We start from the raw sequence: 20,867 nt of genomic DNA, 5'->3' as shown, positions 1-20,867 counted from the left end.
AAAAACACCAACCGGGAGACCGACCATGAAAAATACTCTTTCAATCCTCGCAATCTGTGCGGCAGGTGCCGCCGCCGCTGACGGCCACGCCGAATGTGGCACTGTGACCTTTTCCGATGTGGGCTGGACCGATATCACAGCCACCACCGCAGCCACGACGGTTGTTCTTGAGGCGCTAGGCTACGAAACGGACGTCAAAGTTCTTTCCGTTCCAGTGACTTACACGTCGCTGGCCGAAGGCGACGTTGATGTGTTCCTGGGCAACTGGATGCCCACCATGGAAGGCGACATCGCATCCTACCGTGACGCAGGCACCGTCGACACCGTGCGGGCCAACCTTGAGGGCGCGAAATATACACTCGCCACGAACGCCGCCGGCGCGGCCCTTGGCATCACCACATTTGACGATATCGCTGCCAACGCCGACGCGCTCGAGGGCAAAATCTACGGGATCGAGGCCGGCAACGACGGCAACCGCCTGATCATGGACATGATCGCGGACGGCGCGTTCGGCCTGTCTGACGACGCCATCGAAGTGGTCGAATCCTCGGAAGCCGGCATGTTGGCGCAAGTGGGCCGCGCATCCGAACGCGACGAACCGGTTGTGTTCCTCGGCTGGGAACCCCACCCCATGAACGCCAACTACGACATGACCTACCTTGAGGGTGGCGACGACTGGTTCGGCCCCAACCTGGGCGGGGCCACCGTGTTCACCAACACCACCGCAGGCTACGTCGACAGCTGCCCCAACGTGGGCAAACTGCTGCAAAACCTCGCGTTTTCCCTCGAGATGGAGAACGAAATCATGGGTGCGATCCTCAACGACGGGACCGACCCTGATGAGGCCGCGACGGCATGGATGGCCGACAACACCGACTTTGTGATGGGCTGGCTTGACGGCGTGACAACCATCGACGGCGGAGATGCCGGTGAGGCTGTCAAAGCCGCATTGGGCATGTAAGCCATTGAAAGATTGGGCTGCCCCCGCGCGGGCAGCCCATTTTATATGACCGCTCTACTCTCCCCCGATCCCGACTTCTGGGCCGTATTGGTGCCGGAACTGTCCGTGCGTGACATTACAGCCTCGCGCGCATTCTACGTAGATGTGTTGGGGTTTGCGGTCAAATTCGAACGGCCCGAGGACAATTTCATCTACCTTGAAATGGGACAGGCACAAATCATGCTTGAGCAAATTGATGACACGCCCGGTGGCACGTGGAAAACCGCGCCACTTGACCCGCCTTTGGGGCGCGGCGTGAATTTCCAGATCGAGGTACAGGACGCGACAACCCTTTGTGACCGCGTGGTGGCCGCCGGTCACGCTCTGTTTCGTCCCCTCGCGACCGCATGGTATCGCGACGGCGACATCGAAAACGGGCAGACGGAATTTCTGGTGCAGGATCCCGATGGGTACCTTCTGCGCTTTATGCAACATCTGGGCACCCGGCCCGTACAAGGACACCCGTGATGAACTGGTTAACCGACAACAAAATCCCCGTCGGGGACGTGGCCGAAACGATATTCGAGGGGCTTGAACGCAATGGCCGCGTCATCTTTGACGCCATCGCCGAGGGGCTTGAGGCGATGATCGACGCTTTCCTCTGGTTGATGCAAACGCCCCATCCGTTCATTGTGATCGCCTTTTTCGTGGGCCTGACGTGGCTGTTGCAACGCAGCTGGAAAACCTGCGCGATGATTGCGCTGGGGTTTTTGTTCATCTTGAATCAGGACTACTGGGAAGAAACCACCGAAAGCCTGACCCTTGTTTTGTCGGCCTGCGTTGTTTGTATGGGTGTGGGCGTGCCCATCGGCATCGCCGCCGCCCACCGTCCGCGACTTTATGCATGGATGCGCCCTGTTTTGGACCTGATGCAGACCTTACCGACCTTTGTTTACTTGATCCCCGCGATTGTCTTTTTCGGCATCGGGATGGTGCCAGGCCTGATTGCGACTGTGATTTTCGTGCTGCCCGCGCCGATCCGTCTGACGCATCTGGGCGTGTCCTCGACCCCGACCGCGCTTTTGGAGGCCGCCGATGCCTTCGGTGCCACCGGTCGGCAGAAGTTGTGGAAGGTGGAACTGCCCTCCGCCCTGCCCCAGATCATGGCTGGGTTGAACCAGACCATCATGTTGTCGCTGTCTATGGTCGTCATCGCGGCCCTTGTGGGGGCTGACGGGCTGGGTGTGCCCGTCGTTCGCGCGCTGAACACGGTGGACACGGCCAAAGGGTTTGAATCCGGGCTGATCATCGTGGTGGTTGCCATCATGCTTGACCGGATGCTGCGCGTGGGAGATCGCAAATGAAGGCCGTAGAATTTGACAACGTCTCGATCGTGTTCGGCAACAAACCCGAAAGCGCGCTGAAATTTATGGATTACGGCAAAGACCGCCCTGAGGTGCAGGCGCGATCCGGTCAGGTTCTGGGCGTGCATAATTGTTCGCTGGACGTGGAACACGGCGAAATCCTCGTGTTGATGGGCCTGTCCGGGTCCGGCAAATCCACATTGCTGCGTGCGGTCAACGGGTTGAACCCCGTGGTGCGCGGAGAGGTGCGGGTGCACAACGGCGACTGGACCTGCGCCGTGGGGTCCGCGCCTGAGGGCGAGTTGCGCAAGCTGCGCCGGTCGGTGGTGTCCATGGTGTTCCAGCAATTCGGCCTGCTGCCGTGGCGCACCGTGCGCGACAATGTTGGGCTGGGGCTGGAACTGGACGGTATGGACAAGGCCGCGCGGCGAAAGAAGGTCGACGAACAGCTTAAGCTGGTGGGCCTGTTCGACCGCGCCACCGCACTGGTGGGGGAGCTGTCGGGCGGCATGCAACAGCGCGTGGGCCTGGCCCGTGCCTTTGTCACCGATGCGCCGATCCTGCTGATGGATGAACCGTTCTCAGCGCTTGATCCGCTGATCCGCGCGCGGCTTCAGGACGAATTGCTGGACCTGCAAAAGCGTCTCAACCGCACGATCATTTTTGTCAGCCACGATCTGGACGAGGCGTTCAAGATCGGCAATCGCATCGCCATCATGGAGGGTGGGCGCATCGTCCAATGCGGCACCCCGCGTGAGATTTTCAGCAACCCCGCCAATAGCTATGTGGCTGATTTCGTGGCCAATATGAACCCGCTGGGCGTGCTGCGGGCCCGTGACGTCATGGGGCCTGCACCCGACAATGCACCACGGGGCTGGATGTCCCGACTGACCGGTGCCGAGGACACGCCCCTGCCACAGATCGACGCGGAACTGCCCGTGGCTAAGGTCATCGACGCCCTCGCCGCTTCGCCCGTTCTTGTGGTGATGGAAAACGGCGAGGCCATTGGCCAGATCACCCAAAGGTCGGTCCTGGCAAAGGTCAGCCCGCCGCAGGCCTAGGCCAGTGCGGCACGGGCGGCCACGTTTTTGGCCGCCTGTTCCAGATCATGCACCAAGGTGCCCGCCATGGACCGCATGGCCATCACCTCATAGGTCTGCGCGCCCACGCGGGTCACGCTGACGGTCATATGGGCCACCAAGGTCCGCGCCGTGTGGCCGCGTTTGAACTGGCTGTCGCGCAGATCAATGGGCGTCAGCCGCGCCAGAACCGCCGCCGCATCCGCGCCGTCGATCCGCACGATGGCCCATGCGTCGGACTGATCCACGACAGCCGCTTGCGGCAAATCGGGGCAATCCGCCCCCATCAACACCGCCTGCCCCATGCCGCACCAGACGATGCGCGGCCGCTTGCCTTGCGTCTGGCCCAACGTCCGGTTCGGCGCGGGAAAGCCCACGCCCACCGCCGCCTTCAAGGCATCCGATGTGGCCTTTTGCGCCCCATCATATGGCGCGATGAGGGTCACCGGCCCCGCGTCCACTTCGGTCACTGTCACCGATCCAATGGCCAGCGGCAAAAGTCCGGCACAGGGTGTCGTTGCAATTAATCTAGCCACGGGTGCGTTCCCCCTCTGGGTCGAATTGAACAGGGTGGCAGACCTCAACTAACGTGCGCACCCCCCGCACGTGATCCACCGCCACGATGTGTTCGCCCATGCGGTTCGGCCCGTCTGCGACAAATCCCAACCCGATGTGGCTGCCCAAGGTGGGCGACCAGCACACGGACGACACATAGCCCTGATCGTTGGCCGACACAGGGTCTGCCCCCTCCACAAACAAATGCGCCCCTGCGGTGATTTTGTCTTTTGGATCAACAGCTTTCAGACCGACCAGCTGCGGGCGTTCAGCCTCCAACAACCCCGGCCTGCGGGACGCGGCATTGCCGACACAATCCTTTTTCTGGCTGACCATCCGATCAAATCCGATGTCGAATGCGGTCACCCGCCCGTGAATTTCCGCATGGGTGATAAAGCCCTTTTCGATGCGCAAGACGTTCAGCGCCTCCATCCCGTAGGCCCCGCCGCCCAGCGCCTCGGCCTGTGCGGTGAGCAGCCGGAAGAGCGACGCGCCGTAGCGCGACGGGACTGCCAGTTCATAGGCATGTTCGCCGGAGAATGAGATGCGGAACAGCCGCCCCTTGACCCCGCCAATGGACACCGGACCGCAAGACATGAAAGGCCAGGCGTCGCCATCAACCGCATCGTCCAACACGGAATTGAGCAACTCCCGCGCCTGTGGCCCCGCCACGGCAAATTGCGCCCATTGTTCGGTGACGCTGGCAAAGCGCACGTCCAGATCGGGCCGCAACGCTTGGCTCACCCAATCCAGATGGGTCATGACCTGCCCCGCTGCGGCCGTGGTCGTGGTCATGACGTAGTGATCCGCCCCCAGCCGTGCGGTCGTGCCGTCATCCATGACGTGCCCGTCTTCGCGCAACATCAATCCGTACCGGACGCGGTTTTCCTTCAACGTCGAAAACGTGTTGCAATAAACGAAATCCAGAAACGCCGCCGCATCCGGCCCCTGAATGTCGATCTTGCCCAGCGTGCTGACATCACAAACGCCCACGGCGTTGCGGACATAGCCGACCTCGCGATTGCAACTCTCAAGCCACGTGGCCTCACCTGGGTGCGGGAAGTAACTGGGCCTGTACCACAACCCCGCCTCAATCATCGGCGCGCCGCGTGCGACGCTGGCGTGGTGCGATGTGGTCAGCCGTTTGGGCGCAAACCCGTGGCCCTGCGACCCCGCCCCCATGGCCGCGATGGACACAGGCACATAAGGCGGGCGGAACGTTGTCGTCCCCGTTTCAGGAATACCGCGCCCCGTGGCATCGGCCAGCACCGCCAGCGCCACCACATTCGACGATTTGCCCTGATCCGTCGCCATGCCTTGGGTCGTGTAACGTTTCATATGTTCGACCGAGCGGAAGTTTTCCTGCGCGGACAGTTTGATGTCCTTCACATGCACATCGTTCTGAAAATCAATCCACTTGCGGCCCTTGCCGTCCACCTGCCAAAGGGGTTCGATCCGGTAGGGGTCATCCTCCGCACTGGGCACATCGGCCACGGGCGACAGGCCCAGTTCGGTCGCCACGGCACAGGCCGCCTGCGCGCCCGATTGTAAACAGGCCGCCGTGGACATCTGGCCATTGGCCGCCCCCGCCACGACCATACCGGGGATCGCGCCCTCAACGGGGACGAATGACTGGATCGCATCGTCCCACTGGGGCCGCCCGTTCATGTGGCACGTCAGATGCACCGTCGGGTTCCAGCCGCCGGACATGGCCAGACAATCGGTGCGCAGCTCGCGCGTGCCGCCCGCATGGGTGATCGTGATGCTGTCCAGCGCGTGCCGTCCTTTGGTGCCGATCACCGCGCCGCTGGTATAGAGCGGATAGTCGCCCAGCGCCGCCACATCGGCGCGGCTGTCGATGACACCGGCCACTTTGACGCCCGCGTCCATCAGATCGACCGCCGTGCGGTGGGCGTCGTCATTGTTGGCAAAGATCGTGACAGCCTTGCCCGGTGCAACACCCCACCGGTTAAGATAGGCGCGCACAGCGCTGGCCATCATGATGCCGGGGCGGTCGTTGTTGGGAAATGCAATGGGCCGTTCCAAGGCACCGGCGCACAGGATGCTGCGTTTGGCGGTGATGCGCCAGAAACATTCACGCGGGGCATCTGATCGCGGCACGTGGCGGCTGACCTCTTCCAGCGCGCCAAAGGTGCCTTGGTCGTAGGCCCCCGTGACGGTCGTGCGCGGCATCAGGCGCACGTTGGGCATCGCTGCCAGTTCGGCCACAGCGTCGGCGGCCCAATCAGCCCCGGCCTGTCCGTCCACATCAAAAGTCTCGGCCAGTAGGCGGCCACCCATCACGGCATCCTCATCGGCCACAATCACATCGGCACCCGCGCGCCCGGCGGTCAGTGCCGCCATCAAACCGGCAGGCCCCGCGCCGATGACCAGCACGTCACAATGTGCAAAGGCCTTTTCGTAGGTGTCGCTGTTGGCCTCACCCGACAACGCGCCCAGACCCGCCGCGCGGCGAATGATCGGCTCATACAGTTTTTCCCAGAACGCCTTGGGCCACATGAAGGTCTTGTAATAAAAACCAGCACTTAGGAACGGTGCGGCCAGATCATTGACCGCCATCGCATCGCGCTTCAACGATGGCCAAGCGTTTTGCGACCGCGCCTCCAGCCCGTTGAACAGCTGCACCGTTGTGGCGCGGACATTGGGCTCCTGCGACGGTCCGGTCCCGATCGTCACCAGCGCGTTGGGTTCCTCCGATCCGGCGGTCACGATGCCACGGGGGCGGTGATATTTGAACGACCGCCCGACAAGTTTCACCCCATTGGCCAACAATGCAGACGCCAGCGTATCGCCTTCAACGCCCCGATACTGCACCCCGTCAAAGGTAAAGGTCAGCGGCGTGCCGGTTGGTTTGATCACCCTCATCGCTTCGCCCCAACAAGTTTCGCGCCGCTCACCGCATGGGTCACCGTATCGCGCGTCACCACGATCCACGCGCCGCAGCCCGCCGCATGGTGCCACAGATCGCGGGTTTCACCGGCGGGGTTGTCGCGGTTGTGCAGGTAGTCGTCCCATGCCGCCCCGCCCGCATCCCGCGCGGGTCGGTCCAGCGCCACGGCGTCGCCTTGATAGTAGAATTCGCGGCGGTCCCGTTCACCGCAAATGGGGCATGGCAGGCGCATGATCTATCCTAATGCAAATTGTGCTGAGAGCCTGTGCCCTCTTCGTCCATCAGCCCCGCACCGGTGCGGAACCGGTCAAGGCGGTAGCGCGCAGCGGGTGCGTGGTGCTGGCCGGTGGCAATCAGATGGGCGTAGCTGAACCCGGACCCCGGCACGGCCTTGAATCCGCCGTAACACCAGCCACAGTTAAGGAACAAACCCTCCGTATCCGTCTTGTCGATGATGGGGGATCCGTCGGGCGACATGTCCATGATCCCGCCCCAAGACCGCAGCACCTTGGCCTTGCCGATGGACGGCATCAAGGTCATCGCGGCGTCCATGACATGTTCCTTCATGGGCAGGTTCCCACGCGCCGCATAGGAGGCGTAAAAATCCAGATCGCCGCCAAAGACCAAACCGCCCTTGTCGGACTGGCTGATATAAAAGTGCCCCATCCCGAAGGAGATAACGCCGGGCATGATCGGCTTCAGCCCTTCGGACACAAAAGCCTGCAACACGTGGCTTTCGATGGGCAGGCGCATCCCCGCCATGGCCGCCACTTGCGAGGACCGACCGGCCACAACAATCGCCACCTTCTTGGCGCGGATCGCCCCGCGCGTTGTCTGCACCCCGCGCACGACACCGCCCTCGATATCAATGCCGGTGACTTCGCAGTTCTGGATCAGATCGACGCCGCGTGTGTCCGCCCCGCGCGCGTAGCCCCACGCGACCGCATCGTGGCGTGCCGTGCCGCCACGCCTGTGCATCAAGCCGCCGTAGATCGGGAAACGCACGTTGTCGAAATCAATCATCGGGGCCTCGGCACGGACCTGTTCGGGGGTCAGCAGTTCGGCATCATCGCCTTGGTTGACCATTGAATTGCCGCGCCGTGCAAAGTAATCGCGCTGGCCGTCTGAATGGCACAACATCATCACGCCACGCTGGGACATCATGGTGTTGTAGTTCAGATCCTGTTCCATTCCTTCCCACAGTTTCAACGAATGGGAATAGAATTCCGAATTGCCGGGCAACATGTAATTGGCGCGCACGATGGTGGTGTTGCGCCCCACGTTGCCGCCCCCGATATAGCCCTTTTCCAGCACGGCCACATTGGTGATCCCGTGTTCCTTGGCCAGATAATAGGCCGTCGACAACCCGTGTCCGCCGCCACCGATGATCACCACATCATACTCGGCCTTCGGTGCAGGATCACGCCAGACCGGTTTCCAGCCCTTCTGGCCGAACAACCCTTCTTTGATGACCTTGAACCCTGAATATCCCATGGGCCGCCCTCCGCTTCCATAAAAGCCTACCCCAGCCGCATCCGGCTGCAAGTCCAACAGCCGACAAAAGACCCAAAGTTAGCGACACCCCGAAAGTTAACTTATATCGGGGGGCCAAGTGTCGTGGGTGCGGGGGGCTACAGCCCCTTGGCTTTATAGCTCTTGGCGACGCGGTCGATGGACACCAGATAGGCCGCCGTGCGCAGATCCTTTACATCGTCACGGCTGTGCCAGACGTCCCGCATCGACTGGAAGGCCGTGCGCATGGTGTCATCCAGACCGGACCGCACCAATTCCAACTCGTCCGCACCGCGCAGGTATTTCTGTTTGAAGTTCGGCGTCATCGACCATTGATCGCCCAGATGGGTGCTCAGGCGTTCCAACTCCCCCACGATCAACTGATGTCGCGCCTCTTCCTGACGGCGCTGCATCCGGCCAAACCGGATGTGGCTCAGGTTCTTGACCCATTCGAAATAGGACACGGTCACGCCGCCTGCGTTGGCATACATGTCCGGAATGATCACCGTCCCCTTCTCGCGCAGGATTTCATCCGCACCGGCTGTGATCGGGCCGTTGGCGGCCTCGATGATCAACGGGGCCTGCACCGCCTTCGCGTTGGACATGTTGATGACCCCCTCAAGCGCTGCGGGGATCAGAATGTCACACGGCTCCTCCAGAACCTTTGATCCGTCGGCGACGAACGTCCCGTGAGGGTACTCTTTGACGCCCCCGTTGTCCGCGATCCATGCCTGCAGGGCGTCCACATCAATCCCTCCGGTATCGACAATCGCCCCGTCACGTTCGATCACGCCGGTGATCTTTGCGCCGTCTTCCTCGGACAGGAATTTCGCCGCGTGATAGCCCACATTGCCAAGCCCCTGAACGATCACGCGTTTGCCATCGAGGGTGCCCTCCAGTCCCGCAGCAGTCACATCCTGCGAATCGCGGAAAAACTCGCGAAGCGCGAATTGTACGCCCCGTCCGGTTGCCTCGACCCGACCTGCGATCCCACCCGCATGGGGCGGTTTGCCGGTCACACAGGCCGCCGCATTGATGTCGGTGGTGTTCATGCGGCGGTACTGGTCCGCGATCCATGCCATTTCCCGTTCGCCCGTGCCCATGTCGGGGGCTGGTACGTTCTGGGACGGGTGGATCAGATCGCGTTTCGCCAGTTCATAGGCGAAGCGACGCGTGATCCGTTCCAGTTCATCCTCCTCCCAAGCACGCGGATCAATACACAGGCCGCCCTTTGATCCTCCGAACGGTGTCTCCACCAAGGCGCATTTATAGGTCATCAGCGCCGCCAGCGCCTCCACCTCATCCTGGTTCACCCCCATGGAAAACCGGATCCCCCCTTTGACGGGTTCCATATGTTCGGAATGGACCGACCGGTATCCTGTAAACGTCTCGATCTTGCCGCGCAGGCGCACGCCAAAGCGCACCGTATAGGTCGCGTTGCACACGCGGATTTTCTCCTCAAGACCGGGTGGCAAATCCATCAAAGCCACTGCGCGGTTAAACATGATATCCACACTTTCGCGGAAGGACGGCTCTTTGGGAGTATCGCTGGACGTGCTCATGACGGACCCTTTCTTGACATTATGCCCCCCGCATCGGGGCGACAGCTCATGCTAAACACGATTCGCAGCAAAGGGGATGATTTGATTAATTTTTCATCACAAAAAATGGGTCCTAGTTCCGATAGCGCGGCGGGCCGGTGATTGCATGAGGGCCATCTCAGATCCACAATTCAGGAAACAATCAGACCTGGTCCCCCATTCTGTTAATTTTTTCGAAACCAATTAACGAATTGGGGCCTGAATTTGCCCTAATTCTGCCATGCGCAACTGGTCTAAAGCATCGAGTTAAGGGGACAAGTGCGCCTGCCCACATGGTGCGGCGCATCCTCAAAAAGGTGAAAAGACCATGAAAGCGCACGCTTTTACATCAATGCGGCACGCGATTGCCCGACATATAACCCGGTTCCGCAAAGGCGACGACGGGGCGATGATCATTTTCTCGCTGTTCATGTTCGTCATGATCCTGTGGCTGGGCGGCATGTCCGTTGACCTGATGCGGTTTGAAACGACACGGGCAAAACTGCAGGGCACCCTTGACCGCGCAACGCTTGCCGCGGCGGACCTTGACCAGACGCTGGACCCCTCGGCAGTGGTCGTCGATTATTTCACCAAGGCAGGTATGATCGAATTTCTGGACGGCCCCCCGCAGGTCCAGCAGGGGATCAACTACCGCATCGTCAGCGCCAATGCGAAGGCTGAAATGCCCTTGATGTTCTACGACATTCCGCGTGTCTTCACACAGCCCTTCAGCCCGGGCCTGACCACGCTGACAGTCAGCGGAAATTCCACCGCCGAAGAACGCGTGACCGACGTCGAGGTGTCGCTTGTGCTCGACATCTCCAGTTCCATGAACCGCGACAACCGGATCGAGAATCTGCGGCCCGCCGCACAGGAATTTGTCTCAACCGTTCTGAGCAACAATGTAAACACGCCGCAGGGTCTGATCACGATTTCGATGATCCCCTACAGTTCGGTCGTGAATCCCGGCCCGCAAATCACCGACCGTATGAACATCGCACGGTCACACACCTATTCCACCTGCCCGCTGTTCGACACGGCGATCTTCGACAGCACGACGCTGGACCTTTCACAATCCTACGACCATGTCGGCCATTTCGACATTGACGAATTCGGTGATGCCGACAGCGCCATGGACAGCGGCTGGTGTTTCGAAGGCACCCTGAACGCTATTGTTCCACACACCGCGAACGAGTCAATCCTGACGACCGCGATCACCAATCTTGCCCCTTACGGCAACACCGCCATCGACATGGGGATGAAATGGGGCGTCGGCCTTCTGGATCCCAGCACCCGCCAGCTGATCACACAACTGGCCGCCCGGTCGGACAGCAGCGTTCCGGGAATTGCCGCAGGCCGTCCTTATGATCACGATCAGGAAGACGTGCTCAAGGTGATTGTCCTGATGACAGACGGCGAAAATACCCAGCAATGGGATCTTTACGACCGTTTCAAATTCGGAACGTCCTTTGTCTGGTTCCATATGGACGACACGACCGATCCCCTGATTGATGTGGACAATGACGACATCTCGGTCCAGCGCGTGGGCCTTGGAACGCCGGATTATTTCTGGGACGACAGGTTCTTCTGGAACGGCGCATCGGCCGTCTGGGATGATGAGAACCGCCCCTGGGAAGGCCGTTTCCGCAACTATCCGCGCGGGTTCAGCAACCAGAACGACTACGTCACGACGCGCACGGCTGCATTGGCCAGCGGCGGGACTGCCGCACCCGGTATTGGCCCGACCTACAAAGGCGACGTGCGCAACGCCTCTTGGCAGGAACTTTACGGTAATTGGGAAGTCTACCGTGTGAACAACGAACTTCTGTACGAAGCCTACTCCGCCGGCGCCATACCGTGGTCCACAGGGAACAGCGGCTGGCCGTATTACATCGACTACGATGACTACCTCGATTCCGAATATGCGGTGAACACAAGTCTGGTCGACGGGGTCGCGGCCAATGCCCGATTGTCCTCGATCTGTTCGGCGGCCCGTGACGAAGGCGTGATCATCTACACCGTTGCCTTTGAAGCACCCGAAAACGGACAGGCCGCCCTGCGCGACTGTGCAAGTTCGGACAGCCACTATTTCGACGTCGCCGGCACCGACATCAGCAAGGCATTCGCGGCAATCGCGTCCGACATCCGCGCACTGAAACTGGTTCAATAGGAGGGGTTCATGCTGCATTTCGTTCTCAGACAGATTGGCGCTGTCCTTCGCCGGTTCCGCCGCAATGAAAGCGGCGGGCCGACCGTCGAATTTGCCCTGCTGTTCACGCCTTTCATCGTCTTGCCGATGACCGGATTCGAAATGGGTCTGCTGATGACCCGCCACGCCATGCTGGAACGCGGCCTCGACATTGCCGTGCGCGAAGTGCGCCTGAACACCACCACCCAGTTCGACGAAGATGACGTCAAACGGATGATCTGCAACGCAGCCGGCATCCTGCCCGAGTGCATGACCAACGTCCGGATCGAGATGCGCCGCATCGACCTGCGGATCAGTTCGTGGGCCGAAGGAAACTCCCTGCCCCGTCACGCATCCTGCACCAACCTCAATGAGCCCTTCTTGCCCGCCCGGTCCTTCAACAATGGTGGATCGAACCAGCTTATGGTCTTGCGGGTTTGCGGTGTCTTCAAACCGATGCTGTTGCCCGGCGTCGGTGTCGCGTTCCAGCTTAACCAAGGACATCAGGGCCGTTACCGCCTTGTGTCCACCTCGGCATTTGTGATGGAGCCGACATGATGTTCAACCGTTTGAAGGCGCGCCTGCGCCAGTTCCGCCGCGACGAGGACGGCACGATTATTGCCGAAGCCGTCACAATGTTTCCGTCGCTTTTTGCCTGCGTCATTGCAATGATCGTGTTCTTTGACGCGTTCCGGAACCAGTCCGTCGCCGTCAAGGCCAACTATACCATTGCGGATGCAGTCAGCCGCGAAGACGGATTTATCACCAACATCTACATCAACAGCGTCTGGCGGATTCACCGGTTCCTGACCGATTCACCCAACCTGACCCGGTTCCGCATCAGTGTGGTCCAGTTCGACGCGACCGAAAATGAACATACTGTGGTCTGGGCGCGCGGCAAAGGCGGACTGGACAGCCACAACCGCAAGCCCCTCGTCAACATCGGCCTTGAAAGCAGCCAGATACCGGTCATGGTCGACAACGAATTCCTGATCGTGGTCCAGACCGAGGTGGATTATACCCCCGCCTATTCCATCGGACTTGGCGCTTTCACCTTCGAAAACGTCAGTTTCACCCGCCCCCGCTGGGCCCCGAACCTGTGCTTCAGCCCGGACGATACAGCCGACCGCGCAATCTGTCCGCGAAATTCGACCTAAGGTGTCACACGCATCGCGATTTGTTCGGCCATAAATTTGGCCGGACCCGATGGCGTCACGCCCCCGACGCCCACACGTTTGCCGAACCGCCACCACAGGCCCGGCGCCCAACTGCGTGGCGCTGCGGTATGAAGGTGCAGGACAAACCCGTTGGACGGCTTAAAGGCCAGCGCGCCGCGATCAATGGCCCGCACATCCGCCAGCCGCGCCAGTTCGCGCCCCGCCGTATCGCGCAGCGCGTCTTCGGTCAGCACCAGCCCCAGCAGCGTAGCGCGCCGCAACAACTCGGCCACGACAAGCGCGCCCGCACCCAGCGCGATCAGGAAGACCTGCCAGCCCAGCGCCGGCGGCTGGACAAAGGCCAGCAGGATCAGCATGGCCCCTAATACAAACACCGCCGCATAGGCGAATATCCGGCGGACCGGTGTGGCCTGCAGTGTCGCGATCACCGCGTCGTCGGTCGGGGCGTATGACATGGGGCTCGGCGTCCTTTTCTGGGTTGCCGACCTTTAGCCCCGCCTCCTCCGAAAGAAAAGCACCCGACGCCTCATCGGGGCGGCGTCACCTCATAGCCGCGCTCTTCGGGTTCGTCGTCGACCATTTCAGGCGGGAAACCGGGGGCTGTAATGTCCAGCCCTGTCGGCTCCTCCAGCCGCTTGATGATGTCGTCGGATTGCGCGTCAAACCCGTAACGCGCGATCCCGTCCTTGAAGATGTCCACCATCATCGGGCTGATTTCCAGCGGGACCCCGTGGTCCTCCGCGATCTGCTGGAACAACCCGATATCCTTTTGCACCAGCCCCATGGAAAACCCGATATCGCGGCTGCCGTTCAGGATGACCTGACTTTCGGTTTCATGCACAAACGACGTCCCGCTTGAGATTTTGATGGCCTCATAGGTTGTCGCCAGATCAAGGCCCGCGGCCTTCATCGTCACCAACGCCTCACACACGGTCAGCAGGTTCGCTGTCGCCAGATAATTCGTCATCACCTTTAGCGTGCTGGCTGTGCCGATGTCGCCGGTGTGCAAAACCCGCCGGCCCAGTGTGGTCAGGATCGGAAGGACCTTTTCAAACGTGGGCCGGTCGCAGCCTGCGAAAATTGAAATATTGCCCGTGGCCGCGCGGTGGCATCCGCCCGACACAGGGCAGTCAACAGCGAACCCGCCCCGGTCCCTGACAGCCGCGCCCAGACGCTGGACCTCGCTTGCGTCGGTGGTGGACATTTCCAGCCAGATCTTGCCCTCCGTGACCTCGGGCAACATCGCCTCGACCACCGCTGCACAGGCGGCAGGCGACGGAAGGCAGGTGATGACCACATCGCACGCGCGCATCAGGTCTGCCGGTGATCCCCCGTCCCGCGCCCCGCGTGCCACAAAACCCGTCACGGCGTCTGCATCCAGATCATGGACGGCCAGATCGAACCCGTTGCGCAAAACGGATCCCGCCAGCTTTCCGCCCACCGATCCCAAGCCCACAAACCCTATTTTCATTGCATCCTCCTGTCGTGCACCTGTGCCACCGTTCCTGTCCTTGTCCGACAGGTCTGTCCTTGTGGCGACATCGGGTGGCCCTTTCGCCCCGCTTGCCCACGGGCCGTGCCCCCCCTATGGTCGCGCAAAATTCCTATGGACGTGATGTCGATGCGCCGTGTTTCCGCCTTGCCTCTGGCCGCTTGTCTGATGCTGTCTTCGTGTGCCGAGTTTCCCGAGCTTGACCAGCGGATCAGCCCCGAACTCGCCGCCGCCCCGGTGCCCGAACTGGTGCCCCTTGCGCCTTTGGTTGCGCGCGCAAACGCGGCCCCGCGCATCACCGCCGCGACAACCGCTGGCCTATCGGGACGTGTGGCGGCCCTTGCGGTGCGCGCGGCGCGTCTGCGCGGCCCCGTGATCCCCGCCCCCGTCCGCACGCGGATGTTGCGCGGGGTGCGTTGAAACCCCGACCGTGACAGGCTAACAGGCGTCAAACGACGCGCTATAAGGATGCACACCCATGTCTGAACCCCTTCGTCTTGGCATCGCCGGTCTTGGCACCGTGGGCGTGGGCGTGGTGCGCATCATCCGCCAGCAAGCCGCCCTGCTTGAGGCCCGCACAGGCCGCAAAATCACCATCTCCGCAGTCTCGGCCCGGTCCAAGGACAAGGACCGCGGCGTGCCGCTGTCGGATTATGGCTGGGAAGACGATCCCGTGGCCCTGGCCAAGCGCGACGACGTGGATGTGTTTGTCGAACTGATGGGCGGCGATGACGGCCCCGCCAAGGACGCGACTGAGGCCGCGATTGCTGCAGGCAAGGACGTTGTGACCGCCAATAAGGCCATGCTCGCCATCCACGGACAGGCCTTGGCTGAGGCGGCGGAGGCCGCAGGCCGCGTTATCCGCTATGAGGCCGCTGTCGCCGGTGGCATTCCCGTGATGAAGGCCCTGACCGAAGGTCTGGCTGGCAACGACATCAGCCGCGTCATGGGGGTGATGAACGGCACCTGCAATTACATCCTCACCCAGATGCAAGCGACCCGACAGGGCTATAACGCGCTGTTCGCGGAAGCCGACAAACTGGGCTATCTTGAGGCTGATCCGAATTTGGATGTGGGCGGCATTGATGCAGGTCACAAACTGGCGCTTCTGGCCTCCGTGGCCTTCGGCACGCAGGTGAATTTCGACGGGGTCGAACTGGAAGGCATCCAGAAGATTACGCTGGAAGACATCGACGCTGCCGACGACATGGGCTACCGGATCAAGCTGCTTGGCGTGGCGCAGATGACGGGCCGTGGGTTGGAACAACGCATGTCGCCCTGCCTTGTGCCCTCAACCTCGCCCCTCGGGCAGCTTGAAGGCGGCACCAATATGGTCGTCATCGAAGGCGACGCGGTGGGCCAGATCGTGCTGCGCGGTGCCGGGGCCGGTGAAGGGCCTACGGCGTCAGCCGTGATGTCCGATGTGATTGATATTGCACGTGGATTGCGCCTGCCGACCTTTGGCCAACCAGCCACAACCCTCACCACTGCACGTGCGGCCCTCGCAGCTGTTCCAGCCCCCTATTACTTGCGGATGCAGCTGGTGGACAAACCCGGCGCTTTGGCGAAAGTGGCCGCCGTTCTGGGCGACGCCGGTGTGTCCATCGACCGGATGCGCCAGTATGGCCATCAGGACACCGCAGCCCCGGTGCTGATCGTGACCCACAAAACCACGCGCACCGCATTGGATGAGGCACTGGCGGGCATGGACAAATCCGTGGTCCAGGGCGAACCGGTGGCCATCCGCATCGAAGAGGTCGACTGACCGGCGCTCTAAAATTCCGGAATTTTAGAGCCTGCGCTTAAGAAGCCTGCTACGTCTGGGGCCATGACGACCCTTATGGCCCGCAACATCACGCTTTATCGCTGGTCGCGCTTTCTGCGCAGCCTGATCTTTTGGCAAGCGATCTGGTTTCTCTATTTTCAAGACGTACTGTCTGCCGCGCAGGCCATCTTGCTTTATGCGGTCTATGATGTGGCCGTCACGCTGCTTGAGGTCCCGTCGGGCTATATGTCCGACCGTCTGGGCCGCCGCCCGACCCTGATCCTGTCGGCCATCGCGGCGTTTCTGGGCGCCGCCTGTTTGTGGATCGGCGACAGCTTTGCCATGTTTGCAGCGGGGCAAATCCTGATTGGTGCAGGCGGGGCCTTTGCCTCCGGCACCGAAGAATCGCTGCTGTACGAAAGCCTTGCCGCCACCGACCGCGCGGATGAGATCGAGCCGCAAGAGGTGGTCGCGTGGCGCTATTCCTTTACCGCCCTCGCCCTGTCTGCGGTCACCGGCGGGGCCATGGCCCTGTTCGATGCACGCCTGCCCTTTCTGGCCGGGGCCATCGCCATGATTGCGCTGTTTGCGGTCACATGGCGCATGTCCGAACCCCCGCGCCGGTCCGATGCCCCTGATGGCGGCGAACTGTTGCGTCTGCGTCATCTGGCCGGTCACTTTCGTGATCCTGTGCTTTTGTGGATATTTGCCCTGTCGGTGTTGATGTACGGGTTCAGCCACCTGCCTTTTGTCTTCGGCCAGCCCTTTATTCTTGAAGCCCTGTCCGCCATGGGCCTTGCCCCCTCCGCCCCTGTGGTCAGCGGTGCGGTGACCGCCGTCATGATGGGCTTGTCGGTGACAGTCTCGCTCTTTGCGGTGGGCCTGCGCAATCGCATCGGGTTGTCGGGCATTCTTTTGGGGGCCTTTGCCCTGCAAATCGCCATATCGGGCGTCATGGCGTTGACGGACAGTGCCCTTGTGCTGGCGGTTTTGATGTTGCGGATGATCCCCGATGCCCTGTCGAGACCGTTCATTCTGGGGCGGATCCAGCCGCTGTTAAGTGACGACAGCCGCGCCACATGGCTGTCGCTCAAAAGCTTTGTGGGGCGGCTGGGTTTTGCTTCCGCGCTGGCGATCGGGGCTGTGTCGACCACCGATGTGGGGCAAATGCCCTATGCTGACATCCAGTCCATTCTGACAGTCGCGACCCTGATCGGGCTGGCCGCTTTGGCCTGTTTGGCCCTGACCGCGCGGCGTGCTGGGGTGTCTAAAAATTCTTCTGCGTCCCGTTAGCGCCACCAACCTTGCGGGTCCGCATTGGCTGAGGGTAAGGCACAAGAAGTGCAAAAGGATCCCTGATAATGACCAAAATTGATTTCAACGACCGTATGCTTTCGCTGGGCCTTGCCCGCGTGTCCGAAGCCGCCGCCATGGCCTCAGCCACTCTGATCGGGCGCGGCGATGAAAAGGCCGCCGATCAGGCCGCCGTCAACGCCATGCGGGACCAGTTGGGCAAGCTTGATATCGCCGGCGTCGTGGTCATCGGGGAAGGCGAGCGGGACGAGGCACCGATGCTGTATATCGGGGAAGAGGTCGGGTCGGGCAACGGGCCCGGCGTCGACATCGCCCTTGACCCGCTGGAGGGCACGACGCTGACGGCCAAGGACATGCCCAACGCGCTGACCGTCATTGCAATGGGGCCACGCGGGTCCATGTTGCACGCGCCGGACGTCTATATGGACAAACTGGCCATCGGTCCCGGTTTCAAGGAAGGCGTCGTGACGCTGTCCATGTCGCCCGCCGAACGGGTCAGCGCGCTGGCCGCAGCCAAGGGCTGTTCGACCGAAGACATCACCGTTTGTGTGCTGGAGCGTCCCCGCCACGAGGCGATGATCGCCGAGATACGCAGCACAGGCGCTGCGATCCGCCTGATCACCGACGGCGACGTCGCAGGTGTCATGCACTGCGCCGAGGCCGAGGTCACCGGCATCGACATGTACATGGGCGAAGGCGGCGCACCTGAGGGCGTGCTGGCCGCTGCCGCGCTCAAATGTATGGGCGGGCAGTTTTATGGCAAGCTGTTGTTCCGCAACGACGACGAACGGGGCCGCGCCAGCAAGGCGGGGATCACCAATTTCGACCGCGTCTACACCCGCGATGATCTGGTCACGGCGGATGTAATTTTCGCGGCCACCGGCGTGACGGACGGATCGCTTCTGGCGGGCATCAAACGCGAGCCGGGTTTTTTGACGGCTGAGACGATCCTGATGCGATCCAAAACGGGGTCCGTGCGCCGGATGACCTATCGCAACCCGATCTGATGGGCGGCTGACGTCGGATTTTGCATATTTGAGAACCAAAGAAACAGGGCGTGGCGAATCCCGCGCCCTGTCCATATAGTCGCCCCTGATGGATGACACACCACATATTGCGCGCGCTTTTTTGGACGTCGCGGCCTCTGCCACGGGCCGCCGCTGGGTTGGCCCTACAGGTGACGACGACCGGTTGAGCGAGGCGATGGCCCAGACCACCGGCCTTCCCGCCCCCGTGTGCCGCATTCTGGTGCGGCGCGGGGTGACAGCCGAAGGGGCGCAAGGGTTTCTGGCCCCGACTTTGCGTGACCTGATGCCGGACCCGCGGTCAATGCTGGATATGGAGCCCGCAGCGGCGCGGATCGTGGCCGCGGCCCTTGGCCGTCAGAAGATCGCGATTTTTGCGGACTATGATGTGGATGGCGGCACATCGGCGGCGCTTTTGATCACATGGCTGCGGGACTTCGGGATCGCGCCCACGCTCTACGTGCCTGACCGCATAGATGAAGGCTATGGCCCCAATGACGAGGCTATGGCGATGCTGGCCAAGGCGCATGATCTGATCATCTGTGTGGATTGCGGGACGCTGTCCCATGGCCCCTTGGCCGCCGCCCGTGGCGCGGATGTGGTGGTGCTTGATCACCATTTGGGTGGCGAAACCCTGCCCCCCGCCCATGCGGTTGTGAACCCCAACCGGCAGGATGAAAGCGGCGATCTGGCGCATCTATGTGCCGCCGGCGTCGTCTTTTTGTGTCTGGTTGAGGCGAACCGCCAACTGCGCGAGGCACAGGCAAAAACGCCCGATCTGATGTCCCTTCTTGATTTGGTGGCCTTGGGCACCGTCGCAGATGTAGCACCTTTGGTGGGCGTTAACCGCGCCTTTGTGCGACAAGGTCTGACCGTCATGGCGCGCCGTCAACGGCCCGGTATCGTTGCCCTGTCCGATGTGGCGCGGATGGACACCGCACCCTCGTCCTATCACCTTGGGTTTTTGCTGGGTCCACGGGTCAACGCCGGTGGGCGCATCGGCAAGGCCGACCTTGGCGCGCGGCTGTTAGCGACCACCGACCCGCGTGAAGCGCAATCGATAGCCGAGAGGTTGGATGAGCTGAACACCGAACGGCGCGACATTGAAAATCAGGTGCGCGATGCGGCGTTAGAACAGGCAGAAGCGCGCGGCTTTGACGCGCCGCTGGTCTGGGCTGCGGGCGAAGGATGGCATCCGGGTGTGGTGGGCATCGTGGCCGCGCGCCTGAAGGAAAAGACCAATCGGCCTGCGGTCGTGATCGGGATTGATGGCGACACCGGCAAAGGATCGGGGCGCAGCGTGTCGGGTATCGATCTGGGGGCTGCGATCCAGCGCTGTGCGGCGGAGGGTGTGTTGCTCAAAGGGGGCGGTCATAAAATGGCCGCTGGCCTGACGGTCGCGCGCGACCAGCTTGAGGACGCCATGGCGCGGCTGTCTGATCTGCTGGCCAAACAGGGCGCGGGCGATATCGGTCCTGCGGACCTGAAGGTGGACGGGTTGCTGATGCCCGGTGCCGCGACCGTTGAGTTGATCGAACAGATCGAACAGGCTGGCCCCTTTGGCGCGGGCGCCCCTGCCCCGCGGTTTGTCTTTCCCGATTGCACCATCACCTTTGCCAAACAAGTGGGCGCCAACCACCTGAAAATCACCTTCGGGGACGGGATCAGCGCGCGGATTGATGCGATTTCGTTTGGCGCGATGGACGGCCCGTTGGGGCCGATGTTGATGAACCACGGCGGTGCTCGCTTTCATCTGGCAGGCCGCCTTGAGGTCAATGAATGGCAAGGCCGCAGGTCGCCCCAACTGCGTCTGGAGGACGCGGCACCGGCTTCGTAATTTTTGCGAAAAATTCGTAAAGAATCTGCTTGCGCCTGCGGGGCGGTTTCCCTAAATACGCCCTCACCAAGAGATGCTCCCTTCGTCTATCGGTTAGGACGCCAGGTTTTCAACCTGGAAAGAGGGG

The 20,867-nt window shown here is 61.7% G+C and carries 19 protein-coding genes; 12 read left to right on the top strand and 7 right to left on the bottom strand.

From position 1 onward, the window contains the following. Positions 1 to 25: 25 nt before the first annotated feature. From choX to choV, 4 genes are read left to right on the top strand one after another with little or no spacing between them, the layout of a single operon-like run. Positions 26 to 961, top strand: coding sequence for a choline ABC transporter substrate-binding protein (gene choX / locus QZ653_RS08865; protein ID WP_296419637.1), 936 nt, complete (start codon positions 26 to 28; stop codon positions 959 to 961). A 45-nt stretch (positions 962 to 1,006) separates the two neighbouring features. After that, on the top strand, positions 1,007 to 1,468 hold the full coding sequence (locus tag QZ653_RS08860; protein WP_296419635.1) for a bleomycin resistance protein: 462 nt from the start codon (positions 1,007 to 1,009) through the stop codon (positions 1,466 to 1,468). Further along, positions 1,468 to 2,304, top strand: a complete 837-nt coding sequence (choW, locus tag QZ653_RS08855; protein ID WP_296419633.1) for a choline ABC transporter permease subunit — start codon at positions 1,468 to 1,470, stop codon at positions 2,302 to 2,304. Before QZ653_RS08860 ends, choW begins: the two co-directional genes overlap by 1 nt. Next, positions 2,301 to 3,365, top strand: a complete 1,065-nt coding sequence (gene choV / locus QZ653_RS08850; protein ID WP_296419631.1) for a choline ABC transporter ATP-binding protein — start codon at positions 2,301 to 2,303, stop codon at positions 3,363 to 3,365. Before choW ends, choV begins: the two co-directional genes overlap by 4 nt. On the opposite strand, the gene QZ653_RS08845 is transcribed toward choV, so the two are convergent. The 5 genes from QZ653_RS08845 to QZ653_RS08825 form a co-directional block, all read right to left on the bottom strand. After that, positions 3,362 to 3,919, bottom strand: coding sequence for a sarcosine oxidase subunit gamma (locus tag QZ653_RS08845; protein WP_296419630.1), 558 nt, complete (start codon positions 3,917 to 3,919; stop codon positions 3,362 to 3,364). The genes choV and QZ653_RS08845 overlap by 4 nt on opposite strands. Continuing rightward, complete coding sequence (locus QZ653_RS08840; RefSeq protein WP_296419628.1) at positions 3,912 to 6,824, bottom strand: sarcosine oxidase subunit alpha family protein; 2,913 nt, start codon at positions 6,822 to 6,824, stop codon at positions 3,912 to 3,914. The genes QZ653_RS08845 and QZ653_RS08840 overlap by 8 nt, the downstream gene beginning before the upstream one ends. Beyond that, positions 6,821 to 7,081, bottom strand: coding sequence for a sarcosine oxidase subunit delta (locus QZ653_RS08835; protein ID WP_296419626.1), 261 nt, complete (start codon positions 7,079 to 7,081; stop codon positions 6,821 to 6,823). Before QZ653_RS08835 ends, QZ653_RS08840 begins: the two co-directional genes overlap by 4 nt. Before the next feature lie 8 nt (positions 7,082 to 7,089). After that, positions 7,090 to 8,343, bottom strand: a complete 1,254-nt coding sequence (locus QZ653_RS08830) for a sarcosine oxidase subunit beta family protein (protein ID WP_296419624.1) — start codon at positions 8,341 to 8,343, stop codon at positions 7,090 to 7,092. Between the two features lie 137 nt (positions 8,344 to 8,480). After that, entirely contained in the window at positions 8,481 to 9,923 is a 1,443-nt protein-coding gene (locus QZ653_RS08825; RefSeq protein ID WP_296419622.1) for a Glu/Leu/Phe/Val family dehydrogenase, read from the bottom strand. A 346-nt stretch (positions 9,924 to 10,269) separates the two neighbouring features. On the opposite strand from QZ653_RS08825, the gene QZ653_RS08820 reads away from it, so the two are divergent. Genes QZ653_RS08820 through QZ653_RS08810 form a run of 3 tightly spaced genes read left to right on the top strand, consistent with a single transcriptional unit; the run spans position 10,270 to position 13,286 of the window. Continuing rightward, positions 10,270 to 12,111 carry a TadE/TadG family type IV pilus assembly protein gene (locus QZ653_RS08820; RefSeq protein WP_296419620.1) on the top strand — a complete coding sequence of 614 codons (1,842 nt, stop codon included), beginning with the start codon at positions 10,270 to 10,272 and terminating at the stop codon, positions 12,109 to 12,111. 9 nt (positions 12,112 to 12,120) lie between these two features. Next, the gene (locus QZ653_RS08815; protein WP_296419618.1) at positions 12,121 to 12,687 is read left to right on the top strand and encodes a TadE/TadG family type IV pilus assembly protein; all 567 of its coding nucleotides are present in this window, start codon (positions 12,121 to 12,123) and stop codon (positions 12,685 to 12,687) included. Beyond that, complete coding sequence (locus QZ653_RS08810) at positions 12,684 to 13,286, top strand: TadE/TadG family type IV pilus assembly protein (RefSeq protein ID WP_296419616.1); 603 nt, start codon at positions 12,684 to 12,686, stop codon at positions 13,284 to 13,286. Before QZ653_RS08815 ends, QZ653_RS08810 begins: the two co-directional genes overlap by 4 nt. Here the strand turns inward: QZ653_RS08810 and QZ653_RS08805 are convergent. Together QZ653_RS08805 and QZ653_RS08800 are read right to left on the bottom strand one after the other, a co-directional pair. After that, entirely contained in the window at positions 13,283 to 13,762 is a 480-nt protein-coding gene (locus QZ653_RS08805) for a hypothetical protein (RefSeq protein WP_296419614.1), read from the bottom strand. The genes QZ653_RS08810 and QZ653_RS08805 overlap by 4 nt on opposite strands. Positions 13,763 to 13,833: 71 nt before the next feature. Then, positions 13,834 to 14,778 carry an NAD(P)-dependent oxidoreductase gene (locus tag QZ653_RS08800; protein ID WP_296419613.1) on the bottom strand — a complete coding sequence of 315 codons (945 nt, stop codon included), beginning with the start codon at positions 14,776 to 14,778 and terminating at the stop codon, positions 13,834 to 13,836. Between the two features lie 150 nt (positions 14,779 to 14,928). Between QZ653_RS08800 and QZ653_RS08795 the strand changes: the two genes are divergently transcribed. From QZ653_RS08795 to recJ, 5 genes are all read left to right on the top strand, one after another. Continuing rightward, positions 14,929 to 15,219, top strand: coding sequence for a hypothetical protein (locus QZ653_RS08795; RefSeq protein WP_296419610.1), 291 nt, complete (start codon positions 14,929 to 14,931; stop codon positions 15,217 to 15,219). A gap of 58 nt (positions 15,220 to 15,277) precedes the next feature. Further along, positions 15,278 to 16,564 (top strand): homoserine dehydrogenase, encoded by a 1,287-nt coding sequence (locus tag QZ653_RS08790; protein ID WP_296419608.1) that lies wholly within the window; start codon positions 15,278 to 15,280, stop codon positions 16,562 to 16,564. 63 nt (positions 16,565 to 16,627) lie between these two features. Beyond that, complete coding sequence (locus QZ653_RS08785) at positions 16,628 to 17,857, top strand: MFS transporter (protein WP_296419606.1); 1,230 nt, start codon at positions 16,628 to 16,630, stop codon at positions 17,855 to 17,857. 68 nt (positions 17,858 to 17,925) lie between these two features. Further along, positions 17,926 to 18,885 (top strand): class II fructose-bisphosphatase, encoded by a 960-nt coding sequence (glpX, locus tag QZ653_RS08780; protein WP_296419604.1) that lies wholly within the window; start codon positions 17,926 to 17,928, stop codon positions 18,883 to 18,885. An 88-nt stretch (positions 18,886 to 18,973) separates the two neighbouring features. Continuing rightward, on the top strand, positions 18,974 to 20,740 hold the full coding sequence (gene recJ, locus QZ653_RS08775) for a single-stranded-DNA-specific exonuclease RecJ (RefSeq protein WP_296419600.1): 1,767 nt from the start codon (positions 18,974 to 18,976) through the stop codon (positions 20,738 to 20,740). The last annotated feature ends 127 nt before the right edge of the window (positions 20,741 to 20,867 follow it).

The sequence above is a fragment of the Pseudooctadecabacter sp. genome (assembly GCF_020627745.1).
Lineage (GTDB): Bacteria > Pseudomonadota > Alphaproteobacteria > Rhodobacterales > Rhodobacteraceae > Octadecabacter.
The sequence above is the reverse complement of the archived record's forward strand: the minus strand, read 5'-3'. Positions and strand labels throughout refer to the sequence as shown.

What these genes read in the sequence shown, in the direction of transcription:
- QZ653_RS08840 (WP_296419628.1), bottom strand. Translation starts at nt 6,824, where the DNA reads ATGAGGGTGATCAAACCAACCGGCACGCCGCTGACCTTTACCTTTGAC.
- QZ653_RS08805 (WP_296419614.1), bottom strand. Translation starts at nt 13,762, where the DNA reads ATGTCATACGCCCCGACCGACGACGCGGTGATCGCGACACTGCAGGCC.
- recJ (WP_296419600.1), top strand. Translation starts at nt 18,974, where the DNA reads ATGGATGACACACCACATATTGCGCGCGCTTTTTTGGACGTCGCGGCC.
- QZ653_RS08825 (WP_296419622.1), bottom strand. Translation starts at nt 9,923, where the DNA reads ATGAGCACGTCCAGCGATACTCCCAAAGAGCCGTCCTTCCGCGAAAGT.
- choV (WP_296419631.1), top strand. Translation starts at nt 2,301, where the DNA reads ATGAAGGCCGTAGAATTTGACAACGTCTCGATCGTGTTCGGCAACAAA.
- QZ653_RS08820 (WP_296419620.1), top strand. Translation starts at nt 10,270, where the DNA reads ATGAAAGCGCACGCTTTTACATCAATGCGGCACGCGATTGCCCGACAT.
- QZ653_RS08810 (WP_296419616.1), top strand. Translation starts at nt 12,684, where the DNA reads ATGATGTTCAACCGTTTGAAGGCGCGCCTGCGCCAGTTCCGCCGCGAC.
- choW (WP_296419633.1), top strand. Translation starts at nt 1,468, where the DNA reads ATGAACTGGTTAACCGACAACAAAATCCCCGTCGGGGACGTGGCCGAA.
- QZ653_RS08860 (WP_296419635.1), top strand. Translation starts at nt 1,007, where the DNA reads ATGACCGCTCTACTCTCCCCCGATCCCGACTTCTGGGCCGTATTGGTG.
- QZ653_RS08800 (WP_296419613.1), bottom strand. Translation starts at nt 14,778, where the DNA reads ATGAAAATAGGGTTTGTGGGCTTGGGATCGGTGGGCGGAAAGCTGGCG.
- QZ653_RS08815 (WP_296419618.1), top strand. Translation starts at nt 12,121, where the DNA reads ATGCTGCATTTCGTTCTCAGACAGATTGGCGCTGTCCTTCGCCGGTTC.
- QZ653_RS08835 (WP_296419626.1), bottom strand. Translation starts at nt 7,081, where the DNA reads ATGCGCCTGCCATGCCCCATTTGCGGTGAACGGGACCGCCGCGAATTC.
- QZ653_RS08830 (WP_296419624.1), bottom strand. Translation starts at nt 8,343, where the DNA reads ATGGGATATTCAGGGTTCAAGGTCATCAAAGAAGGGTTGTTCGGCCAG.
- glpX (WP_296419604.1), top strand. Translation starts at nt 17,926, where the DNA reads ATGACCAAAATTGATTTCAACGACCGTATGCTTTCGCTGGGCCTTGCC.
- QZ653_RS08785 (WP_296419606.1), top strand. Translation starts at nt 16,628, where the DNA reads ATGACGACCCTTATGGCCCGCAACATCACGCTTTATCGCTGGTCGCGC.
- QZ653_RS08790 (WP_296419608.1), top strand. Translation starts at nt 15,278, where the DNA reads ATGTCTGAACCCCTTCGTCTTGGCATCGCCGGTCTTGGCACCGTGGGC.
- QZ653_RS08795 (WP_296419610.1), top strand. Translation starts at nt 14,929, where the DNA reads ATGCGCCGTGTTTCCGCCTTGCCTCTGGCCGCTTGTCTGATGCTGTCT.
- choX (WP_296419637.1), top strand. Translation starts at nt 26, where the DNA reads ATGAAAAATACTCTTTCAATCCTCGCAATCTGTGCGGCAGGTGCCGCC.